Genomic DNA, 20,957 nt, shown 5'->3' with positions numbered 1-20,957 from the left:
CGCTGCACATCAGCTAAGCCGCCTCAGCAGGAATTTCACGGTGACCGTGCAGCCCGAGCATCGTGCGCCGTCTCGTTGAACATGAACGAGCGCGGAAGCCCCGGGCGACTACGGACAAACCTACGTATAGCTCCTCCAACCCTAGTCATGCCGGTCATTTACCTCCGTACAATTGAGCGCTTCGTGGCCACCGGACTAACCTCACGACCAATCCGGGAATGTCGATCAGCCAGTCGCAAGCGAGCGCAATGGCAAGCAACGAAGGGAGACAACAATGTGTGATGCATCCGTACTTCCTGAGGTTGGCCAATCCGAGTCCAGAGCGTGCTCTTCAGCAAAAGGCTGTGCGGTGTGCGGCGGCAAATTTGGTTTGATCCGCTACTACTCGTGGCGCACTGCGCTCTGTTCCAGGAAGTGCGTCGACCGCTTCCGCACACGCCGGGAACGCGACCGCCGGTGGTTGTTTCGAGCTCAGTGCGCGTGAGACTGAACTAGAGAGCTGACATCGTTTCGCCAGGCCTGATCCGGGAGCCCATGTCTTGAACCGCTCATGCAAGCTCCTGTGCTCGATCTTTCTCTTCTGCTCCACCGCGACAATCCAGGCGCAGGAGACGGGAAACGGTGCCGTTCATCGCCAGCATCCACCCCAGGACCAGGCGCTGCACGAGAAATTCTATTCGACCTGGCGCATGCCTGACAACCCGAGCCTCAGTTGCTGCAACAGCGCTGACTGCTATCCGACCGACATCAAATACGTCGACGGCCAGATCTATGCGCGGCGCAGGGAGGACGGAAGATATATCCCGGTTCCGCCGCAAAAAGTCGAGCGCAACAGGGATAATCCGGACGGCCGAAACCATCTTTGCGCCCCACCGCCGGCACTGTCTCCGTTGGACAGCGTCTACTGCTTCGCCTTGGGAGGTGCGACATGAAATTCGCCTTCGTGCTGGTGAATGGCCGGACCCCGTCCCGGCAGACCTGGTGCATGCAGTGCTGCGAGGCGATCGGCGGCAGCTATCTCCGCGATATGGCGACCCGTCTGCCGTATTGCGATTATCAGTGCTACGCGTTGTTCTGCGAGACCTTCGCGGAAGATCGCGTGAGGGCGGCGTCATGAAATTCGTGCTGGTCAATCACGAGCCCCCGTCAAGCGCGGCGACGTGCAGCACATGCTCGCGGTTGATCCAGTCGGGCTACGTCCGTCACGCGCGGACGCAGCTGCGTTACTGTGACTATGATTGCTATCGGCGAGGCGAACTCGCGACGCTGTTGACGCCGTGGTGGATGCCTGGGCGCAAGGGACCGGCTGCCTGGAACATGTTCGAGATGTTGGCGGTCCTGAGTGCCGTCTCATGCTGGAGCTGCACGATGCTGGGCTGGACCTTCGCGAGAGCCTTGGCCGGCGCATATCTGGACGGTCGCGAGCTGATCACGACGGAGGGAGGTGACACCTAGCTGCGCGACCGCACTCGCGTGGAAGCCGCAGCAACGCAATCCCGCATGGCGCCGGCGTCCAGCCCCGGCGGCGCCGGCTAGGGAGCGGGTGCTGCGGCAGCCACGGGGGCTGTTGCGCTGATTTCGTGTGTCACCACGCGCTGGTCGCTCTTGCCGGCGACCATGCCGCTGCCCTCGAACCGCGCGCGGTAGACCAGCACGTTCTCCATCACGCGCTGGACGTAGTTGCGCGTCTCCGAAAGCGGAATGCGCTCGACCCAGTCCACCGGATCGACCCTGGGGTCGCGCGGGTCGCCGTGCGCCTGCACCCATTCGCGCACGCGGCCGCGGCCGGCATTGTAGCCGGCGAAGGTCATGATCTGGTTGCCGCGATATTCCGATAGAAGCGCGCTGAGCTCTGCTGCGCCCATCTGCGTGTTGTAGACGGGATCGGAAACCATCCTGTCCCAATCAAAGGTCACGCCGAAGCGCCTTGCGGTGTCGCGGCCGGCCTCCGGCGTAACCTGCATCAGGCCGACGGCATTGGCGGCGGATTTGTCGTGCTGGTCGAACGAGCTCTCGGTGCGCGCCACCGAATAGATCACGCTGGTCTCGATCGCGGGCGCGACCTGCTTGTGCTCGGGGATGCCGATGGTCGGGAAGGCGTAATGGTCGAGCGCGAGCCCATGTGCCAGCGCCGACTTGCCGACCTCCAGCATGACGCGCGCATCGTTATGTTGTCTGGCGAGTTCGCCGAGCGCTTCGAGCGCCGAGACGTCGGTGCTCTCCTTGGCGAAATCCTCGGCGTAGTAGACCACCACGTCGCGCTCGCCGATGCCGTACAGCATGTCGGCGGCGCGCACGCGCTCGTCCGCGTGAGGGGTGTCGGCAGCGGCCAGCACGGGTGAGGGCGCGCGCAGCTCGATTCCATCGAGGCCGAGCCTGGCGCGGGCGAGCTGGCCGTAATAGGCCGTCGAATAGCGCGCGGCGGCCTTGTAGCTCATGCGCGCATCGGCCGTGGCTCCCATGGCTTCGGCCGCACGGCCGCGCCAGTAATGGGCGCGCGACAACGCAATCGGATTGGCGGAGCCTTCGTCGATCGCCGCGAAATGCGCCATCGCGGTTTTGGGATCGTCGAGATAGCGCAGCGCAATCCAGCCGCACATGAAGTGATAGTCGACGCGATAGACCTCCATCTCCGGCACCGCGGCCGTTCGTACCACGTCGTAGGCGGTTCTGAATTTGCCCTGGTCGAGCAGCTTTCGCGCCAGCAGGCGCCTTTCGCGCCACCACGCGTTGGTGTCCTGGTCCGCCATCGTCTCAGGCGCGGCTGCAAGGATCACTTCGGCCGCATCGTCGATGTGGTCCTTCTGGAGATGCCATTGCGCCCGGCACAGGACATAGCCGAGGTCGCGGCGTGCGTCGGCGGGCACGTCCTCGAGATAATCCTTGGCCTTGTCGGCCTTGCCGTTGACGGCAGCGCAGGCCTTGACGATCGCGAGCGCGCCGTCGCCGAGACGTTTTGCGGCCCGCCGTGCGCCGGCGTAATCCCTGGCCCCGAGGCGCATGTCCATGCGGGCGCGATGATCCTCAGGGGTCAGGAGATCGTGGAAGGCTTCGTAAGAATCTTCCTCGCTGCGTTCGGACAATTCCTCCGAGCGCCAGGTCTCGCGCACCAGACGCGCGGCCCTGCCGCTATCGCCCTCAGCGATCAGCACGCGCGCGAGCGCGAAATTGCCCTTGGCGCTGATCGGCCGGTCCATCGTGAAGGCGTGCACGGTGGCGGCATCGCTCTTCTCCTGCCACAGCCGCGCCTCGGCGCGTTTGCGCAGCAGCGCAGCACTCGGCCAGTCCGGATTGGCGGCGAGGAAGGCGGCGTAACGCTTGAAGGGCGCAGTGCTCTCGGAATGGCGCAGCATGAACCAGTCGGCGAGCTTTTGTCCGGCGGGATCGGCGATGCGGTCGCGCGCCGCGCTTGCGTCATCGTCTTTTTGTCTTGCCCTTGCGCGCGAGGTCGATGGCGTCTTTCAGCGCTGCGAGGTCGCCCGTCAGCGCCGGCGGCGCTGGCTTGTCGGCGGGCTCGACCTCCGGCTTCTTCGACTTGCGCTTGGCCTCGGCGTGTTTGCCATGCCGGCTGCCGGCGGCATGGCGCGGCTTTCCGGCCTTCGCCTCATGCGTTTTCTTCGACGCGGATGATTTGTGGCCGCTCTTTGCCGCCAGCTCGGCGGGAAGGAGCGCCAAAGCGGCCACGGCAACGACACACGCGAGCGAGCGTAGGCACTGGTTCATTCGATGGTCCCCCTGCGAAACCACTACAAACCAAGGTCCGCGACGACATGCGGCTTGCGAATCAAGAACGACACCAAAAAACATCGTTTCGCACTGCTCACGCTCCCGCAACAATGCGGCAAAATACGGATTGGAACTTGGGAACCGCCACGGCGGAGGGCGCAGCGGCTTCAGCCTTTGTTAACGATCCGGCCTCGCGCGACGGTTGCGGGTGGCTCCCAGCGCCGCGAGCGTCTCGATTGCGCGTGTTCCCCCGGGGGAATCCGGTGTATTGAGTTCCCGGACCAGTTTTCACCCTTTGCCCGCACCTCATGCCGCTTTTCAACCAGTCGATCCGGCGCAAGATCGTCGGCATCGCCCTCGGGCTGATCGTCCTGATGCTCGTCACCTCGATCCTGTCGATGGTGATGTCGAGCCAGGTCGGCATCCTCCTGGACGAGCTGACCAACCGCTACATCCCGGCCTATAGCGATCTGGCACGCGCCAATATCCGCTCGCTGGAGCGCGCGCTGGCGTTGCGGCGGATGGTCATGGTGAAGATGCAGGACGCCACGGACGAGCAGGCCTACGCCGCGCGGCTGCACGAGTTCGAGGAAGCCGATCGGAAGATCGAGGAAGAGACCTCGGCCGCGCAAAAGCTGATCAACGCGATCATCGACGATACCAGGACGCCGTCGGACAATGCCGCGCTGGCGCGGATCGACACCCGCATCGAGACTGCCGTCACCGAACTGCGCCTCGGCATGAACGAGGATCACGCCAAGCTCCTCAAGCAGATTGATGCCAGGCAGATGCCGGAGGCGCGCGGTACGCTCGAGCACCTCGACGTCATCAGGGACCAGTTCAACCAGAGGATCGATGCGATCCGCGCCGACATGCTCAAGCAGGTCTTCGCGAGTACGTCGACGGTGATCGGCCATCAGCGGCAGGCGCTGATTATCTCCGGCATCGTCACCATCCTGGCGGCCGTGGTTGGATTTGTGTTCGCGCTGCTCGTCAGCAGCGGCATCACGCGTCCGGTGCGGCTGTTGCTTGCCGGGGCGCGCGAAGTCGAGGCGGGTCGCTTCGACAAGAGCATCACCGTCTCGACGCAAGACGAGATCGGCCAGCTCGCCGCCGCCTTCAATCGCATGATCGAGCAGCTGCGCCACAACGAGCGCATTCGCGAGACCTTTGGCCGCTACATCGATCCCAAGGTGGTGCAGGGCCTGATCGACAAGCCCGACGTCGCCATCGACGGTCAGCGCAGGGTGATGACCATCATGTTCTGCGACATGAGCGGCTTCACCTCGATGAGCGAAGGCATGACTCCGCGCGGCCTCGTCAAGGTGATGAACCACTATTTCACCGTGATGTCCGGCCCTATCAGGCACAACCGCGGTGTGATCGACAAATATATCGGCGACGCCATCATGTCCTATTGGGGCCCGCCCTTCATCGAGGAGGACGAGCAGGCGCTGCTCGCGGGCTTCTCCGCGATCGACATGGCCGACCAGGTGCCGGCGCTGCAGAAGCAACTCCCGGATCTGCTCGGCATCCGCACCATGCCGGTACCCTGCGACCTGCGCATCGGCATTGCCACCGGCGAGGTCCTGACCGGCAGCATCGGCTCCGAGCTGATGATGAGCTTTACGGTGATGGGCGACGCCGTGAATCTCGCCTCGCGCCTGGAGGCCGCCAACAAGGTCTACGGTACCCGAATCCTGATCTCGCAGGCCACGGCCGAGGCGATCGGATCGCGGCTCGAATTGCGCGAGATCGATCGCCTTGCCGTGGTGGGGCAGAACACGCCGCAGCCGGTGTTCGAAGTGATGGGCCGGGCGGCTGCACTTGATCAGGCACAGGAGGGCCTGCGCGCGCGCTACGCCGAGGGCCTTGCCGCCTATCGCGCGCGCCGCTTCGACGACGCACGCACCGCGTTCAACGCAGCGCTGGAGAGCATCCCCGGCGATGGCCCGTCGCGCACGATGCTCGCCCGCACCGCGCAGTTCGAGGCCAGTCCGCCTGCGGCCGATTGGGACGGCGCCTGGCGGATGGACGGCAAATAGCCGTCGCGCGTGAATAATTGATTCTATCCTATAACGATGTTCGCCGTGACGTAATTTCCGGGCTTAGGTTTGCCGTCCCTAAGGCGTCTGATGGGGATACGCCGATGACAGAACATGAGGACAGGCTGGAGCGGTTCGAGACGCTCACCGCCGAATGCGAACTGATCGCCAAGCTCGCCACCGACAGCAAAAAGCGCGAATTCTACCTGAGGCTCGGCGAGCAGTACCGCCAGCTCGCGGTAGACATGCGCCAGGCGATCGCGGCCAAGGCTGCCGCTTGAAAAGGCTGCCGCTTGAAAAGGCTGCCGCTCGAGGTGGCCCGGGGTTCCCGGCTGAGCGAGGCGCGATGAGGGGCTTCCGTCTGATCGCAAGAAGTCGCCCGGTCGCAATCCGTTCTTAATAATTGAGCTGCATCCTCGAGGGGAAGCAGGGAGCAGCGCCGTGCGGTTCCCGGCGGTGGGAATGCCTGGGGCAAGGTTGCCGCTGCAACGTTGCCGCGAACGTTGCTCGTTTGATGGTTTGCTCCCATGCGTCTGTTGGCGGTGATCTTGTTTGCGTTCCTGACGGCAGCCTGCAACCAGGAGCAGGACGTCACGGGCTCGACTGCGATTTGTCCGATGCGCAGCTACGGCTCCTACAATCCCCGCGACATGAACCAGTGCGTTGCCGCCTGCAAATCGTGCGACCACGGCAATACGGTCACGTGCACCACGGCCTGCACGCTGAGGGGCGCGCACTGAGGATGAAGGGCGGCGCGCCCAATCAACTGCGTGCCGGCTCGCGCCGCAATTCCGGGAAAATGGCCTCGTCCTGAAGAATGACATCGGCCGTTAGCTGGTAGTGCGCCGTGAGCAACTTCACCGCCTTGTCGGGATCGCCATTCAGCACCGCATCCGTGATCGCCGCATGCTCGTCAGCGACGTGGCGCGAGGGAAAGGCCTTTCGGATCGACAGCCGACGGTAGCGATAGAGCTGGTCGGCAAGCCGGCCGCAGAACGTGATCAGGGATTGCGAACCACATTGGCCGATCAAGGTGTGGTGGTAGATGCGGTGCAGCTTGGGACTCGCGCAGCCCCAGCGCCTCGACCCAGCAGCGCGTCTTGGTCAGCTCGGCAAGCTCCGCGCGGCTGACATCCTTGACGTGGAAGCCGCGCTGCTCGCGGACCTCGACCAATCCGTCGGCGGTCAGGTGTTGAGCGCCTCGCGCAGCGGCGTTTGACCGGTCTGATAGGCCTCTGTCAGAAATCGCATCTGCAGCTTGCGCGACGGGGCGAGGCGTCCGGACAGCAGGTCCTCGCGCAACCGCTCATAGACATGGCTCGCCTGCGTTGATGGCGCGGGCAAGGAGGGCGCCGCAGTCAAGTCCACCGCTCAAGTCTCCGTTGTTCGCTCAGCTTACGGCTCGGTATCACATACATCTGATCAGCATTCCAAAAATGTGTAAATTGCAAAGGATTTTTTGTGCAATTAAACGGTGAATGATCGCGTGAGGAAACCGCGATCGAGAAAGCCAGGCCCGGTCTGCCCGGGCAGTGGCCTGACGGAGGAGTTTGGAAAGGCCGCATCGATCATGCGCCGGGAGCCGCGCACCACCGCCTCCAGGTTCGTCGGCGCGGTTGCCGCCTTCGCACTCATATTCCCGGAGCGGACCATCGCGCGTTTTGCGAAGACCTCTTCGCCGGCGTCTTCAGCTACTATTCTTCCTGCCACGTCGGCCTGAACGGCCGATCCCAACGTCAAGGGCACCACATGAAATTCGTAAGCTTTGAAATCGACAACGCCGCCTCGTGGGGCCTGGTGGACAGCGACAGCGTGGCCGATCTCGGCGCCGTCCTTGGGGGACGCTACCCCGACCTGAAATCGGCGATTGCGGCAGGTAGCCTGGCCGAGGCGGCCAAGTCTGCCGCAGGCGCCAAGCGCCATCCGCTGGCGAGGATTGCCTTCCTGCCTGTGATCCCGAACCCCGACAAGATCCTCTGCATCGGCTTGAACTACGAGAACCATCGCAAGGAGACCGGGCGCACGGAGGTCGAGAACCCCACCGTGTTCGGCCGCTTCGCCAACAGCCAGACCGGTCATCTCACCGACATCATCCGGCCGAAGGTCTCGACCCAGCTCGACTTCGAAGGCGAGCTTGCGGTCGTGATCGGCAAGCCCCGGCCGCTACATTTCGCGCGCAGAGGCGTGGGGCCATGTCGCCGGCTATGCCTGCTACAACGAGGGTAGCGTGCGCGACTATCAGCGCCACACCCACCAGTTCACGCCGGGCAAGAATTTTCCAGCGACCGGCGGCTTCGGCCCGTATCTCGTGACGCCCGACGAGGTCGGCGATATCGGTCCCTTGCGGCTTCAGACCCGGCTCAACGGCGAGGTGGTGCAGGACGCCACGATCGACCAGATGATCTTCGACATTCCGCGCCAGATCGAATATTGCTCGCAATTCACCCGGCTCGAGCCCGGCGACGTCATCGCAACAGGCACGCCCGGCGGCGTCGGCTCCCGGCGCACTCCGCCGATCTGGATGAAGGCCGGCGATGTCGTCGAGGTCGAGATCGACAAGGTCGGCCTGCTTCGTAACCGAATTGCCGACGAAGCCTGATGTCCCTGGAAATGACAACGGCCTACGCGCCGCTGCTGCGCAGGATTCACGGGGCAACGGCGGTGCTCTTCATCGCAGCCATGCTGATCGGCCTCTATTGCGGGCTTCAGCCGCCAGGCACGTCACCGCGCCGCGAGCTGCTGGAGTTGCACAAATCGCTCGGCATGACGCTGCTGTTCCTGTCGGTGCTGCGGCTGATGGTGCGCGCGGCGACCAAGGCGCCGCCCGAGCCATCGTCGTTCGGCGCGCTGGTGCGTTTCGCAGCAAGGTTCAATCATGTCGCGCTCTATCTCATCCTGTTCGCGATGCCGCTCACAGGCTACACATTCTCTGCGGCCGGCGGCTATTCGTTGAAATACTTCTGGACGTTCAGTTGGCCGCGCCTGGTGGCTGAACGCCCTGAGATCGCCCATGCCGGGGAGGTCGCGCACGACACGCTGGCGCTGCTCGTCTATGCCGTCGTGGCCTTGCACATCGCGGCAACCGTCTGGCACGCGGTGGTGATGCGGGATGGAACGCTGGCGCGGATGTGGCCGCGACCGGGGAACAGCGAGCGCTGAGTGCGCGCGGCGGTGCCAAGACACCGGAACGATTGGCATGGGTTAGTCATTAGAAGGGGGGGTGGACACGGAGTCCTATGGAATGGGTATGCTCGATCCCGGTCGGTTTCTGGTGTCTTGCTCGCAATGCGAGGCATGGCCGATGGCGGCCAATGTGAAACGGATGAGCTGGTCGGCCCAGCCGCATGAGGTGCTTTTCGTGTGCCCACGCTGCCGACGCGAAGAGACCGCCATCATCTCCGCCTCCGGGGAGCTCACCCCAATCAAGCGCCTCGACGTTCCGCCGCGAGACGTCACCGCGGCCTGGAGCCAGGCCCAGCGACCAAGAGGGCGGGCGTAGCCCGCCGGTGTCGGGTCTAGCACGCCCGTCTCGGCTCAAGAGGGCGAGCATGGGTTGGAACGCGACCACCCCTCGCGGCGTTTCTGCCCTGACAGCAAACGCACCGAGACTGGGCGCATGATCAGCGAACATTTCGACACCCGCACACGGATCAACATGAAGCTGGCGCTGGACCGGGTTTGCCGCCATCGCCCCGCTGGCGAGGATCGTGGCTTTCGCAGGTTGGTGGCCGAAAACATTATCCGCTGTGCGCTGACGGGCCGCACCGGCATTGGTCAACTCGTGGATGCTGGCGAGCGTGCCAAGATCAAGGCGCGCGCGGAGCGGGGGCGGCCCTGATTGCGCCCTGGCGGAATTCGTCGATGCTTGTGATAGGGTTGTCGCCAGGAGATGATCCGTGGTGCGATTATCCGTGGTGCTCACGTGGCGCGCGTGAGCTTGAGTAGCGAGGTGCATTGGCGCGACGACATCGCGTCGCTGGTCTTTCCCATCACCGGTCATGGCGCGATCTGCGCCGTCGCCGGCCGTGATCCTGCTGATCCTGCCGCACCTGATCGGCGCGCCTGATCTCGCCAATATTGAAACCAACGTGCCGTCATCGCTGTCGCATCAGTTCGTCACCGCGGTGACGGTGACGAGCCTGGTGTTCTGGACGCTGCTCGGCGGTCTGACCAGCGCGGTGTTCGCCCGTTTCGAGAAATAGCTATCGACCGGCCCCCACCAGCCGCTCGCGCACGGTTCGCGCGATGGCCGCCGGCGCCTCGTCGGGGATCGCGAAACACGAGCTCGCGTTGATCTCGCAGAGAACATAGGTGTCGGCGCCGTCGGCATCGCGCGGCCCGTAGAGGAAGTCGGCGTCCCAGATCACCGGCAGGGAGGCCTCGTCGATGGCCAGCAGCTTCATCATCTGCGGCGTCCATTCGTCCTCCATCAGCCGCCGCAGCGTCTGGAACGGCTGTGCGTCCGGGCCGTGCATGATGCGTGGGCCCGGCTGGGCCTCGGGCGAGTCAGGCCCTTCCGTCGGCGGCGGGATCAGCGCCTTGATCAACTGGTGGCCGAAGCCTGCGACGCCGGCTCCACTCATGTAGCAGCGGATCATGCCGTCGGGCAGGCGAGCTTGAAACGGCTGATCGATGATGCAGCCGCCCCAGCCGAAATACGGTTCGCATCGGGCGAGGAAAGCATCGAGCGGCATGTCCTGGGGCAAGCTGCCGCGCTGCGCCTGCAATACGCGAACCGTCGGAAGCGCGTTCGGCAGTGCCTCGACCTTCCAGACGCCCTGGCCGCCATTGCCGCGGTTCTGCTTGAGCACGCGCGGCCCGCCGGCCCGCAGGCGCTGTGGAAATTCGGTTTTGAAAGCCGCCACGCTCTCGTAGCGGTGGGTGTCGGCGCCCCAGCCGAGATGGCGGGTGCGGTACAGCACCTCCTTGACGCCCATCTTCAGGATGACGTCGGGATGCGCGCTCACCCACGGACCGCGCGCCGCGACGTCGCGCAGCAGGGCATCCAGATCGGCGCGCGTCTTGCCTTGATGGATCGGATCGACCCAGACCAGCACGCCGTCGACACCGAGCAGTTGATCGCGGACTGCATCGGCAAAGCTTTCGTCGTAGATCGCCGGTTGCGCCGCGATGCCGGCGGCGGCGAGAGCTTCGAAAACGCGAACGAAGCGGCTGTTCTGAACGGTGGTGTCGCGGCGCGCGTCGGCGTCGCCCCGCGAAACAATGGCTACCGAATACCGGTGAGAGGATTTTGGGTCCATGCGCAAGCTCCACGAATTGCGTGCTGCGCAGACTTGGACCGAAGTCTCACGGGGAGTCTGCCTTGTCCCCTCGGCCGCATTCTATGCGGGATCCCGAGGAAACCGCAAGACGTCAGTCGCTCAAGCCATCAGCTCGTGCAATCCGGTCCAGCCGGTGTAGAGGCCGACGAAGACGATCAGGGCCGCCGAGACGTAGGGGGCGCGATGGGCATAGCGGCTGAAGCCGCTCCAATGGCGTTCGACATGCCGGAGGCTGAGGGCGGCCAGAACGCCTGCTGACACCATCGTGATCGCGAGCCCGATGCCGAAGGACAGCACCAGGACAAAGCCGAGGCTGAACTGTTTCAGCTGGATGCAGAGCAGCAGCACGGTGATCGCGGCGGGACAGGGGATCAGCCCGCCCGTGAGACCGAACAGGACGATCTGTGTCGTCGTGACGTTGCGCCCCGCAAAGCGCTTGCGGATGTCCGCGGCATGGGCGCGGGCATGCGCGTCGTCCTCGTCGCCGAGATTCATGTGATCGTGATCGTGCTCTTCGAACAGGCGCTCGGTGGCGTCGCCTGCAAGTGTAATGCGCGCCTTGAACGCATGCGGCTCGGGGATCTCTTCGACGCTTTGGAGGTATCCGTCGTGCGCAGCGAACGCGAATGTTTGCTCCGCGCCATCCTCGCGGATGGTGGTCACCGTGATCTCATCGGCGGAGGGAAGCGTGCCGTTCCCGCTCCTGATACGCCAGCGCGGCGGCACACCGTCTTCGAACACCTCCAGCAGGAGCGAGGCGCCCGCGAGCGAGATGGACTGCGGTTCGTCGTGATGGTGATGATGATCGTGGTCGTGGTTCTGCTCGCGCCAGGTGCGCCAGACCATCCAGCCGGCGATGCCGATGATGATGGCGGCGGACACCAGTTGCAGCCAGGCTTCGCTGCGTTCGCCCGATAGTTCGTGGCCGAAATACAACCCGGCGAGCGCGACCGCCCAGACGATCGCCGTATGCGAGATGGTCGCCGACAGGCCGAGCAGCACGGCCTGGAACACCGTGCCCCTCACGGCGATGATGAACGCGGCCATCATCGTCTTGGAATGGCCGGGCTCGAGACCGTGCAGCGCGCCAAGCAGGATGGCGCTGGGCACGAACAGCCAGGCATGTGCGCTGCTCTGCTGGAGCAGAGAGGACAGGTCGGTCATGGCGTTCACTTCAAATAGGTTCGAACGACGTCGATGAGGTCTGCAGCGCCCTTGGCCTTCTCCGGATCCTTCTCGTTCGCGGGATCCACGACATGATGGCGAATGTGATCTTCCAGCAGTTCGGTGGTCAGGCCACTGATCGCGCCTTTCACCGATGCCACCAGCATCAGAACGTCGGCGCAGCCGATCTCCGACTCGAGCGCGCGCTCGACGGCTTCGAGCTGGCCCTTGATGCGCCTGACGCGGCCGATGAGCTTCGACTTGTGTTTGATCGTGTGAGACATGCGGATAAGTTAGGGGGGTACCCTATGGCTGTCAAACGATGGATGGGTGTCCGTGCCGACGGAATCACGATCCGAGCGTCGTCGCCGCAACATTGCGAGCGCTACTCGTGTCATGAAATCCAAGATTGTGCGTTGTCACCCCTGCGAGGTATCGCGGTAGGACCTCCCGTGTCTTCCCGGTAACGATTGTGCTTCCCTTGCAACATTCCTGTGGGATTTAACCGACGTCACCGGTGGTTCGCATCAGCGCCGCTTTTTGGCCACACCCGAACATGAATAAAATCACTCGAATGTTTCGGGGCTGTGCTGGTCCCTTGCAGGCGGCGAAAAAATCCCAAGGTCGATTCAAATCGCGGCTCTGATTTTTCGGGTCTGAAAGGGTTGGGCAAGGAAACTCGTGTGATGGACGCCAAGACCAACATCAAGCAGAGGCTGCCGAGCCGTCACGTGACGGAAGGTCCTGCGCGCGCGCCCCACCGGTCCTACTTCTACGCCATGGGTCTGACCACTGAGCAGATCCACCAGCCTTTCGTCGGCGTCGCCTCATGCTGGAATGAGGCCGCGCCCTGCAACATCTCCCTGATGCGCCAGGCGCAGGCGGTGAAGAAGGGCGTTGCCTCGGCCGGCGGCACGCCGCGGGAATTCTGCACCATCACCGTTACCGACGGCATCGCCATGGGCCATGACGGGATGCGCTCCTCGCTGCCCTCGCGCGAATGCATCGCCGACTCCGTTGAACTGACGGTTCGCGGCCACGCCTATGACGCCCTGGTTGGGCTCGCCGGCTGCGACAAGTCGCTGCCGGGCATGATGATGGCGATGGTCCGTCTCAACGTGCCTTCGATCTTCATCTACGGCGGCTCGATCCTCCCCGGCAATTTCCGCGGGCAGCAGGTCACCGTGCAGGACATGTTCGAGGCCGTCGGCAAGCACTCGGTCGGCGCCATGTCGGACGAGGATCTCGACGAGATCGAGCGCGTGGCGTGCCCCTCGGCGGGCGCCTGCGGCGCGCAGTTCACGGCCAATACGATGGCGACCGTCTCGGAGGCCATCGGCCTTGCGTTGCCTTACTCCGCTGGTGCCCCGGCACCGTATGAAATCCGCGACGCATTCTGCATGACCGCGGGCGAGAAGGTGATGGAGCTGATCGCGTCCAACCTCCGGCCGCGCGACATCGTCACGCGCAAGGCGCTGGAGAATGCGGCTGCCGTGGTTGCGGCCTCAGGCGGCTCGACCAATGCTGCGCTGCACCTGCCGGCGATCGCCCACGAAGCCGGCATTAAGTTTGACTTATTCGACGTCGCCGAAATCTTCAAAAAGACACCATATGTCGCGGATTTGAAGCCCGGCGGCCGTTATGTCGCCAAAGACATGTTTGAAGTAGGTGGCATCCCGCTTCTGATGAAGACGCTGCTCGACAACGGATTTCTCCACGGCGACTGCATTACGGTCACCGGTCGAACGATCGCCGAAAACCTCAAAAGCGTGAAGTGGAATCCGCACCAGGACGTGGTGCACCCGGCAGATAAGCCCATCACCGTCACGGGCGGTGTGGTCGGTCTGAAGGGCAATTTGGCGCCAGAAGGTGCGATCGTGAAAGTCGCGGGCATGTCCAACCTCAAGTTTACCGGTCCGGCCAGGTGCTTCGACCGGGAAGAGGACGCGTTCGAGGCAGTCCAGAACCGCACCTACCGGGAAGGCGAAGTCATCGTGATCCGCTACGAGGGCCCCAAGGGCGGCCCCGGCATGCGGGAGATGCTCCAGACCACCGCGGCGCTGACCGGGCAGGGCATGGGCGGCAAGATCGCGCTCATCACCGACGGCCGCTTCTCCGGCGCCACGCGCGGCTTCTGTATCGGCCATGTCGGGCCCGAGGCGGCGATCGGCGGCCCGATCGCATTGTTGCAGGATGGCGACATCATCGAGATCGACGCCGTTGCCGGTATCCTTAACGTAAATTTGAGCGACGCTGAGCTGGCTCAGCGCAAAACCAAATGGAGCCCCCGCGCGACTAACCATACGTCGGGCGCGCTCTGGAAATATGCCCAGCAGGTTGGACCAGCGGTCGATGGGGCAGTAACCCATCCAGGCGGCGCGCACGAGAAACAGTGCTATGCGGACATCTAGGCGTGCCATAGTTGCGTTTGTGTTGGGGGCTGTCGCGCTGGCCGCGCCGGCGCTTGCCTTTGACGGCGCGCCGGTCAATCCGAAAGATGCGACCATTCCCGTCGTGACCAGTTTGCCGGGGTCCGCAGGAACTGTGCGCAAGTCCGTGCCGCCGGTCGCGACCCCGGAGAGCTCGCTCAGCGCCCTGCAATATGCCGCCGAGGGCGGTCACCCCATTGCGCAGTGGAAGCTCGGCCGCATGTACGCCAGCGGCGACGGCGTGGCCCAGGACGATGTGCGTGCTTTCGACTATTTCACCCGGATCGCAAATGCGCATGCCGAGGACAGCCCGTCGGCGCCGCAGGCGCAGGTCGTGGCCAATGCCTTCGTCGCGCTCGGCCGCTACTATCTGAGCGGCATCCCGAACTCGAAGGTCAAGGCCGACCCGGACAGGGCGCGGGAGATGTTCTCCTATGCCGCCTCCTATTTCGGCAACGCGGATGCCCAATACGATCTCGCCCGGCTGTATCTGAAGACGCCGGACGCCTCGCGCGAGGATTTCCGCTACGGCGCGCGCTGGCTCGGCCTTGCCGCCCAGAAGGGCCAGCACGAGGCTCAGGCGCTGCTTGGACAGATGCTGTTCAACGGCGACCGCCTGCCGCGGCAGGCCGCGCGCGGCCTGATGTGGCTGACGCTCGCGCGTGACAGCGCCGGCGCCGACGAGATCTGGATCAAGGAAAACTACAACCGCGCCTTCGCCAAGGCGTCGAACGACGACCGTGCCATGTGCCTGCAAATGCTGGAGCAATGGGTGCAGGGCCGCCGCGAGTAATCCGGTGAGGCGGCCTTACGCCGCCTCCAGATCCAGATCCGCCCACACCGGCACGTGGTCCGACGGCTTCTCCCAGGCCCGCACATAGCTATCGATGCCGACATTGGCGAGCCGATCGCTGGCCTGGGGTGACAGCAAGAGATGGTCGATCCGCAGGCCATGGTTCTTCTGCCAGGCGCCGGCCTGGTAATCCCAGAAGGTGTAGAGCCCGCCCTCGTCGGTGACGGCTCTTAAGGCATCGGTCAGGCCGAGGCCGAGCAGCGACTGAAAGCTCTCCCGCGTCTCGGCCTTGAACAGGGCGTCCTCGGTCCAGGCGGCGGGATTGTGGACGTCGCGGGCGTGCGGAATGACGTTGAAGTCGCCTGCGAGGATCAGCGGCTCCTCGGTCTGAAGACGCTCCTTCGAATACTCAAGAAGCCGCGACATCCATTTGAGCTTGTAGGGATATTTCTCTGTGCCGACCGGATTGCCGTTGGGCAGATAGAGACAGGCGATGCGCAGCACGCCGGACTTCAGCGTCACCACGCCCTCGAGGAAGCGGGCATGCGCATCCTCGTCGTCGCCCGCGAGGCCCGATGTGGTCTCGTCGAATTTGAGCTTGGAGAGCAGGGCGACGCCGTTGAACGTCTTCTGCCCATGCGTCACCACGTTGTAGCCAAGCGCCTCGATCTCGAGCCGCGGGAAGGCCTCGTCCACGCATTTGATCTCCTGCAGGCAGACGATGTCGGGCTGACACTCCCTCAGCCAGGTCAGGAGGAGATCAATCCTCTGCCGGACCGAATTCACGTTCCAGGTGGCAACTCTGATGGGCATGTCGGCGGGCTCCGGACCAAGGGGCATGGTTAGAACAAACCGCCAACGCCCCCGTCAAGGACGCCGCAAAAACTCCCACAAAATTAACCCGGCTTAAGCCGGCCGCAGGTCATTGATACCGAAAAGGTTCCTTGGAATGGAATGGCCGGACAAATCCACAGCATTGACCGGGCCGCGCGACGGCCTGATCGGCGCGTTCCTGTACTGGCTCGGCGGCTTCGAGATCGAGGACGGGCTGACCGCCGATCTCAGCGAGCGGGAGCTGCGCCGCATCCGCGCCAAGCAGATCGACGCGGTGACGCGGGCCGTTCCGGTGACGATGGCCGTCACCATGCTCAACGTCGCCATCGTGCTGATCCTGTTCTGGGGCCGCGGCTGGAACGGCTTCCTCGCGATCTGGGGCACGACGCTTGCCGTCACCGCCTCACTCGCAGTGCAGGCGTGGCGGCGCTCGCATCGGAGCCCGCCGCAGGAGGCCTCGGCGCGCGCCGCGCGGCAGACAATGCGACAGGCGTTCTTCCTTGCCGCGATCTGGGGCGCGCTGCCGCTGGCGCTGTTCAGCCTGATAGAGCCCACCAGCCAGCTCATCCTGGCCTGCCTGATGGTCGGCATGATGTCCGGCGGCGCCTTCACGCTATCGACCTTCCCCCGCGCCGGCCTCGTCTATCTCGCCACCATGACGATCGCCTGCGCCGGTTCGCTGCTGCTCTGCGGCACCGGGCCGTATCTGCTGACGGCGGTGTTCCTGCTGATGTTCGCGTTCTTCATGGCGCGCAACATCGTCTCGCACGGCAATCTGTTCCTCGGTAATCTCAAGGCCCAGCTCGAGCTCGAGCGGCAGACCGAGATCATCTCGCTGCTGCTGAAGGATTTTCAGGAGAACGCCAGCGATTGGCTGTGGCAGACCGATGCCGAAGGGCATCTGACCGACGTGCCGCAACGGTTCGCCGACGTCGCGCAACTGCCGCTTCCGCTGCTGAAGGGATCCCACTTCGCCGACGTGCTCGACATGCTCTGCCCCGAGGACAAGGCGGCCGCCTCTAACGTTGTCGGCCTGATGGAGCACGCCGAGCCGCTGCACGAGATGAACCTCAAGGTCGTCGCCGGCGGCGAAGCGCGGCTGTGGTCGCTGACCGCGAAGCCCGCCCATGACCGCGACGGGCAGTTTTTGGGCTATCGCGGCTTCGGCCGCGACGTCACCGAGCGCTGGCGCGCGGAAAAGGCCGAGGCCGAGAGCCGGGCGAAATCAGATTTCCTCGCCGTGATGAGCCACGAGATCCGAACGCCCATGAACGGCGTGCTTGGTCTCGCCAGCATGCTGCTGGAAACCAACCTCGATCCCGAGCAGCGCGAGGCCGTGACCACGATCCGCGAATCCGGCGACAACCTCCAGCGCATCCTCAACGACATCCTCGATCTCTCCAAGCTCGAGGCCGGCCGTTTCCAGTTCGAGGCGATCGACTTCGCGCCGCAGACGCTTGTGGAGACGATCGCGAATGTCGCGCGCGCCAGCGCAAAGAGCAAAGGTCTCAGCGTCAAGGTCGAGCTCGATCCAAACCTGCCGCCGACATTGCGTGGCGACGTCGCGCGCATCCGCCAGGTGCTGCTCAATCTCGCTTCCAATGCGGTGAAATTCACCGACGCGGGCGAGGTGACGATCAAGGCGACGTGCCAGGCGCGGCGCGACCTCCTCGCGACAGTCGAATGGATCGTGACCGACAGCGGCATCGGCATCGCACCCGGCAAGCTGGGGCAGCTGTTCAGCGACTTCGCCCAGGCCGATGCCTCGATCAGCCGCCGCTTCGGCGGCACCGGTCTCGGCCTTGCGATCTCAAGGCGCATCATCGAGCAGATGGGTGGCACCATCGGCGTCACCTCGACGCCGGGCGAGGGTTCGGCCTTCCGCTTCACGCTCGTGCTGCCCTGGAGCCAGGCGCAGATATCGGATCAGGATCCTGGTCGCGAGGAAGCCGACGATCTCAAGGCCCGCATCGCAAGCCTCGACCGGCCGCTGAAGGTGCTGGTCGCCGAGGACGATGCCGTCAACCGCATGGTCGTGAGCAAGATGCTCGGTGCCTTCGACGTCGAGTTGCGTGTCGTGACCGACGGCGTCGAAGCCGTGGTGGCCGTGTCCGAAGGCGATTACGACATCGTGCTGATGGACGTGCGCATGCCCGAAATGGACGGCCTTGCCGCAACGCGCGCGATCCGCGCCGAGGGCGGACGTTTCGGAGCTCTGCCGATCATCGCGCTGACCGCCAACGCCTTCCCTGAAGACGTCAGGATCTGCCGCGAGGCCGGCATGTCGGATTTTCTGGCAAAACCGCTTCGGAAGCCGGCGCTGGCCGCGGCACTGCTGCGCGCGTTGGACGGTCACGTGATGACGAAAGACGCGCCGCTCCAGCCGGAGCTGATGCCTGATGAGGTCGAGTGGACGGATGAGGAAAGACAGATGACGGGGGTCTAAGCCGGCGCCGTCACAGTTTTCCATAAACTCGCCCGGCGACCGCCTGCAGGTGCTCGACCAAGCCGGACTCCGGGTGCGGCTTGACCGGCGCGAACAGGATCGACGCCTGCCTGCCGTTCTTCCAGACGAAGATGTTGACGGCGTTGCCGTTGCCCTTGGTGCAGGAATGCTCGCCGAACGCTTCGCGGCCGAGCTCGGGGATCGTCACGTGCTGGCACGGGCCTGCGCGTTTCATCATGCTCACGGCGGTGTCGTGTCATCGTGATCACCGCAACGCCATGGTGTTGGCCTCGCGATCGAACATCATGCAGCTGCCGGCGCCGGTGCGCTGGACCTGCAGCGTGCTCTGGTCGAGAAAGCCGTCGGCATGGCGCCACTGTCGATCACGGAAGGCCGGCACTGTTGCTTCGCCGTGAAGCTACGACAGCTTATGCCGAAAGCACGATAGATTTGCCATCGCAGGGCGGCGCGAAGGTGCGCCCTCCGGCGCTTGATTGCCCGGTCCGACACGGGGACGCGACAACCGGTCGATCGTGGGCATGAGACCCCTGGCCGTCGCTCGACTTTACCCGCGCCGCTCCGGCGCATAGTCGAGCGGCAGCACCGTCGTCGCCTTGATCTCCTGCATGACGAATGATGACGACACGTCCGCGAGCGTGATCCTCCCGATCAGGCGCTGGTAAAGGCGGTCATAGGCGGCAACGTCAGGGATGACGGCCTGCAGCAGATAATCGACATCGCCGGTCATGCGGTAGACGCCGATGATCTCGGGAATGTCGCGCACGGCGTTCGAAAACTGCGCGAGCCAGCTCGCGCTGTGCTCGGTGGTGCGCAGCGCGATGAACGCGGTCAGGCCGACGTTGATGCGGCTTGCATCGAGCAGCGTCACGCGCCCCTTGATGATGCCGTCATCCTCCAGCCGCTTGATGCGGCGCCAGCAGGCGTTGCGGGAAAGTCCCGCGCGCTCGCTGAGCTCGTCCAGCGACAAGGCAGCGTCATGCTGGATCAGGTTGAGGAGTTTGCGATCTGTTTCATCCATTATCCCAAGAATAAACGAAATTATCGTCCAAATTCAACAGGTATGGCGCTAATCGTGTGATGTTTGGGACATTTTCTTGGTTCGAATCCACTAGGTCTTGCAGGCGAACCGCGCACCCTGGAGCCCCGCATGCAAACCACCCTGCACCGGCTGTTTCTGTCCCATCCTGAGAGCGTCGACGAATCCTACGGCGAACACTTCCTGTTCGCGCTCGGTTTCGCGGCGCGCCTGTTCGGGGCTGCGTTGGCGGCACTGGTGCATGCCGTGATTCCCTGCCTGTTCGAGACCACGGCCAGCCGCATGATCCGGCAGATGCACGAGCGCATCACCCGTCGCGGTCACGCGCTGCAGCCCGCCGAGTAGCCAGCGCCGCGATCGAGGGGCAGGGGAGCCATATGTGTCGATGGTTGGCCTATCTGGGCGCGCCTGTCTTCCTCGAGGACTTCATCGCAAAACCCTGCCAGAGCCTGATCGCGCAAAGCCGGCATTGCCGCGAAGCCAAGTCGGAGGTCAACGCTGACGGTTTCGGGGTCGGCTGGTACGGCGAACGCGAGCGGCCCGGCCTGTTTCGCGACGTGCGGCCCGCCTGGAGCGACGAGAACCTGCTGTCGATCGCGCACCAGATTCGCTCCTCGCTGTTTCTCGCTCATGTGCGTGCTGCGACCGGCACTGCGACCATCCGCAACAATTGTCATCCTTTCGCGGTGGATCGTTATCTCTTCATGCACAATGGCCAGATCGGCGGCTGGCAACGCCTACGCCGCGCCCTGGAGGCGCATATCCCTGACGACCACTACGCCAGTCGCCACGGCACGACCGACAGCGAAGTGATCTTCCTTCTCCTGCTGGCGTTCGGGTTTGCATCCGATGCCGAGGGCGCGTTCGCTGCGGTTGTCGACCTGATCGAGCAGCAGATGGCCTCGAGCGCGGTCAATGAACCGCTGCGGCTCACCGCCGCGATGTCCGACGGCGAGAAGCTCTACGCGATCCGCTACGCCAGCGATTTGCGCCCGCCGACGCTCTACGTCAACACGCGCGTATCGGGAGGCGGTGCGCTCATCGTGTCCGAGCCGATCGACGACGCCAGCACCGGTTGGGACTCCATTCCGCCGCAGAGCTTCGTGCGCATGGATCGCGCCCGCGTCGATGTGAGCCCGTTTCGCCGTTCATGAGAGATTGCGGGGACGGAATTCCCCTTA

General features: G+C 64.3%; 21 protein-coding genes and 3 pseudogenes. 15 read left to right on the top strand and 9 right to left on the bottom strand.

Annotated elements, in window-relative coordinates; all coding sequences use genetic code 11:
* Positions 1–539 precede the first annotated feature (539 nt).
* From ACVW16_RS01895 to ACVW16_RS01885, 3 genes are read left to right on the top strand one after another with little or no spacing between them, the layout of a single operon-like run.
* The gene (locus ACVW16_RS01895; RefSeq protein WP_456703722.1) at positions 540–932 is read left to right on the top strand and encodes a hypothetical protein; all 393 of its coding nucleotides are present in this window, start codon (positions 540–542) and stop codon (positions 930–932) included.
* Complete coding sequence (locus ACVW16_RS01890) at positions 929–1,117, top strand: hypothetical protein (RefSeq protein ID WP_456703721.1); 189 nt, start codon at positions 929–931, stop codon at positions 1,115–1,117. The genes ACVW16_RS01895 and ACVW16_RS01890 overlap by 4 nt, the downstream gene beginning before the upstream one ends.
* Complete coding sequence (locus ACVW16_RS01885; RefSeq protein ID WP_456703720.1) at positions 1,114–1,455, top strand: hypothetical protein; 342 nt, start codon at positions 1,114–1,116, stop codon at positions 1,453–1,455. The genes ACVW16_RS01890 and ACVW16_RS01885 overlap by 4 nt, the downstream gene beginning before the upstream one ends.
* Positions 1,456–1,532: 77 nt before the next feature.
* Here ACVW16_RS01885 and ACVW16_RS01880 read toward each other — a convergent pair.
* Positions 1,533–3,723 (bottom strand): annotated as a pseudogene (locus ACVW16_RS01880) (lytic transglycosylase domain-containing protein).
* A 311-nt stretch (positions 3,724–4,034) separates the two neighbouring features.
* Between ACVW16_RS01880 and ACVW16_RS01875 the strand changes: the two are divergent.
* The 3 genes from ACVW16_RS01875 (at position 4,035) to ACVW16_RS01865 (ending at position 6,511) form a co-directional block, all read left to right on the top strand.
* On the top strand, positions 4,035–5,771 hold the full coding sequence (locus ACVW16_RS01875) for an adenylate/guanylate cyclase domain-containing protein (protein WP_456735241.1): 1,737 nt from the start codon (positions 4,035–4,037) through the stop codon (positions 5,769–5,771).
* Between the two features lie 104 nt (positions 5,772–5,875).
* Positions 5,876–6,052 carry a hypothetical protein gene (locus ACVW16_RS01870; protein ID WP_456703717.1) on the top strand — a complete coding sequence of 59 codons (177 nt, stop codon included), beginning with the start codon at positions 5,876–5,878 and terminating at the stop codon, positions 6,050–6,052.
* 246 nt (positions 6,053–6,298) lie between these two features.
* Positions 6,299–6,511, top strand: coding sequence for a hypothetical protein (locus ACVW16_RS01865; protein ID WP_456703716.1), 213 nt, complete (start codon positions 6,299–6,301; stop codon positions 6,509–6,511).
* A 22-nt stretch (positions 6,512–6,533) separates the two neighbouring features.
* Here the strand turns inward: ACVW16_RS01865 and ACVW16_RS01860 are convergent.
* Positions 6,534–7,139, bottom strand: a pseudogene (locus ACVW16_RS01860) (GntR family transcriptional regulator).
* Positions 7,140–7,520: 381 nt separating this feature from the next.
* Between ACVW16_RS01860 and ACVW16_RS01855 the strand changes: the two are divergent.
* The 4 genes and pseudogenes from ACVW16_RS01855 to ACVW16_RS01840 all read left to right on the top strand — a co-directional run bounded on the left by ACVW16_RS01855 (position 7,521) and on the right by ACVW16_RS01840 (position 9,973).
* Positions 7,521–8,370: pseudogene (locus ACVW16_RS01855) on the top strand (fumarylacetoacetate hydrolase family protein).
* Positions 8,370–8,930 carry a cytochrome b gene (locus tag ACVW16_RS01850; RefSeq protein WP_456735239.1) on the top strand — a complete coding sequence of 187 codons (561 nt, stop codon included), beginning with the start codon at positions 8,370–8,372 and terminating at the stop codon, positions 8,928–8,930. The pseudogene ACVW16_RS01855 and the gene ACVW16_RS01850 overlap by 1 nt, the downstream one beginning before the upstream one ends.
* Before the next feature lie 457 nt (positions 8,931–9,387).
* Positions 9,388–9,609: a hypothetical protein gene (locus tag ACVW16_RS01845; RefSeq protein WP_456703712.1), complete on the top strand. Its 222-nt coding sequence runs from the start codon at positions 9,388–9,390 to the stop codon at positions 9,607–9,609.
* Positions 9,610–9,769: 160 nt separating this feature from the next.
* The gene (locus tag ACVW16_RS01840; protein WP_456735238.1) at positions 9,770–9,973 is read left to right on the top strand and encodes a CbtA family protein; all 204 of its coding nucleotides are present in this window, start codon (positions 9,770–9,772) and stop codon (positions 9,971–9,973) included.
* On the opposite strand, the gene ACVW16_RS01835 is transcribed toward ACVW16_RS01840, so the two are convergent.
* From ACVW16_RS01835 to ACVW16_RS01825, 3 genes are all read right to left on the bottom strand, one after another.
* Complete coding sequence (locus ACVW16_RS01835) at positions 9,974–11,032, bottom strand: Cj0069 family protein (RefSeq protein ID WP_456738593.1); 1,059 nt, start codon at positions 11,030–11,032, stop codon at positions 9,974–9,976.
* A 120-nt stretch (positions 11,033–11,152) separates the two neighbouring features.
* Positions 11,153–12,217, bottom strand: a complete 1,065-nt coding sequence (locus tag ACVW16_RS01830) for a nickel/cobalt efflux transporter (RefSeq protein WP_456735236.1) — start codon at positions 12,215–12,217, stop codon at positions 11,153–11,155.
* A 5-nt stretch (positions 12,218–12,222) separates the two neighbouring features.
* The gene (locus ACVW16_RS01825; RefSeq protein WP_456703709.1) at positions 12,223–12,501 is read right to left on the bottom strand and encodes a metal/formaldehyde-sensitive transcriptional repressor; all 279 of its coding nucleotides are present in this window, start codon (positions 12,499–12,501) and stop codon (positions 12,223–12,225) included.
* Between the two features lie 402 nt (positions 12,502–12,903).
* Here ACVW16_RS01825 and ilvD point away from each other — a divergent pair, with 402 nt between their 5' ends.
* Both ilvD and ACVW16_RS01815 read left to right on the top strand, forming a co-directional pair.
* Positions 12,904–14,628 (top strand): dihydroxy-acid dehydratase, encoded by a 1,725-nt coding sequence (gene ilvD, locus ACVW16_RS01820; RefSeq protein ID WP_456703708.1) that lies wholly within the window; start codon positions 12,904–12,906, stop codon positions 14,626–14,628.
* Positions 14,615–15,439 (top strand): tetratricopeptide repeat protein, encoded by an 825-nt coding sequence (locus ACVW16_RS01815; protein WP_456703707.1) that lies wholly within the window; start codon positions 14,615–14,617, stop codon positions 15,437–15,439. The genes ilvD and ACVW16_RS01815 overlap by 14 nt, the downstream gene beginning before the upstream one ends.
* Positions 15,440–15,454: 15 nt before the next feature.
* Here the strand turns inward: ACVW16_RS01815 and xth are convergent, their stop codons facing one another.
* Positions 15,455–16,252 carry an exodeoxyribonuclease III gene (gene xth, locus ACVW16_RS01810; RefSeq protein ID WP_456703706.1) on the bottom strand — a complete coding sequence of 266 codons (798 nt, stop codon included), beginning with the start codon at positions 16,250–16,252 and terminating at the stop codon, positions 15,455–15,457.
* Between the two features lie 136 nt (positions 16,253–16,388).
* Here xth and ACVW16_RS01805 point away from each other — a divergent pair, with 136 nt between their 5' ends.
* Entirely contained in the window at positions 16,389–18,719 is a 2,331-nt protein-coding gene (locus ACVW16_RS01805; RefSeq protein WP_456735235.1) for an ATP-binding protein, read from the top strand.
* Between the two features lie 10 nt (positions 18,720–18,729).
* Here ACVW16_RS01805 and ACVW16_RS01800 read toward each other — a convergent pair whose 3' ends face one another.
* From ACVW16_RS01800 to ACVW16_RS01790, 3 genes are all read right to left on the bottom strand, one after another.
* Positions 18,730–18,963 carry a hypothetical protein gene (locus ACVW16_RS01800; protein WP_456735234.1) on the bottom strand — a complete coding sequence of 78 codons (234 nt, stop codon included), beginning with the start codon at positions 18,961–18,963 and terminating at the stop codon, positions 18,730–18,732.
* Between the two features lie 21 nt (positions 18,964–18,984).
* Positions 18,985–19,119, bottom strand: coding sequence for a hypothetical protein (locus tag ACVW16_RS01795; RefSeq protein ID WP_456735233.1), 135 nt, complete (start codon positions 19,117–19,119; stop codon positions 18,985–18,987).
* A gap of 165 nt (positions 19,120–19,284) precedes the next feature.
* Positions 19,285–19,758 (bottom strand): Lrp/AsnC family transcriptional regulator, encoded by a 474-nt coding sequence (locus ACVW16_RS01790; protein WP_456735232.1) that lies wholly within the window; start codon positions 19,756–19,758, stop codon positions 19,285–19,287.
* Between the two features lie 129 nt (positions 19,759–19,887).
* On the opposite strand from ACVW16_RS01790, the gene ACVW16_RS01785 reads away from it, so the two are divergent.
* Together ACVW16_RS01785 and ACVW16_RS01780 are read left to right on the top strand one after the other, a co-directional pair.
* Entirely contained in the window at positions 19,888–20,121 is a 234-nt protein-coding gene (locus tag ACVW16_RS01785; RefSeq protein WP_456703702.1) for a DUF6356 family protein, read from the top strand.
* Between the two features lie 32 nt (positions 20,122–20,153).
* On the top strand, positions 20,154–20,930 hold the full coding sequence (locus tag ACVW16_RS01780; RefSeq protein WP_456735231.1) for a class II glutamine amidotransferase: 777 nt from the start codon (positions 20,154–20,156) through the stop codon (positions 20,928–20,930).
* The last annotated feature ends 27 nt before the right edge of the window (positions 20,931–20,957 follow it).

This window comes from Bradyrhizobium sp. USDA 4474 (genome assembly GCF_054057515.1).
The sequence above is the reverse complement of the archived record's forward strand: the minus strand, read 5'-3'. Positions and strand labels throughout refer to the sequence as shown.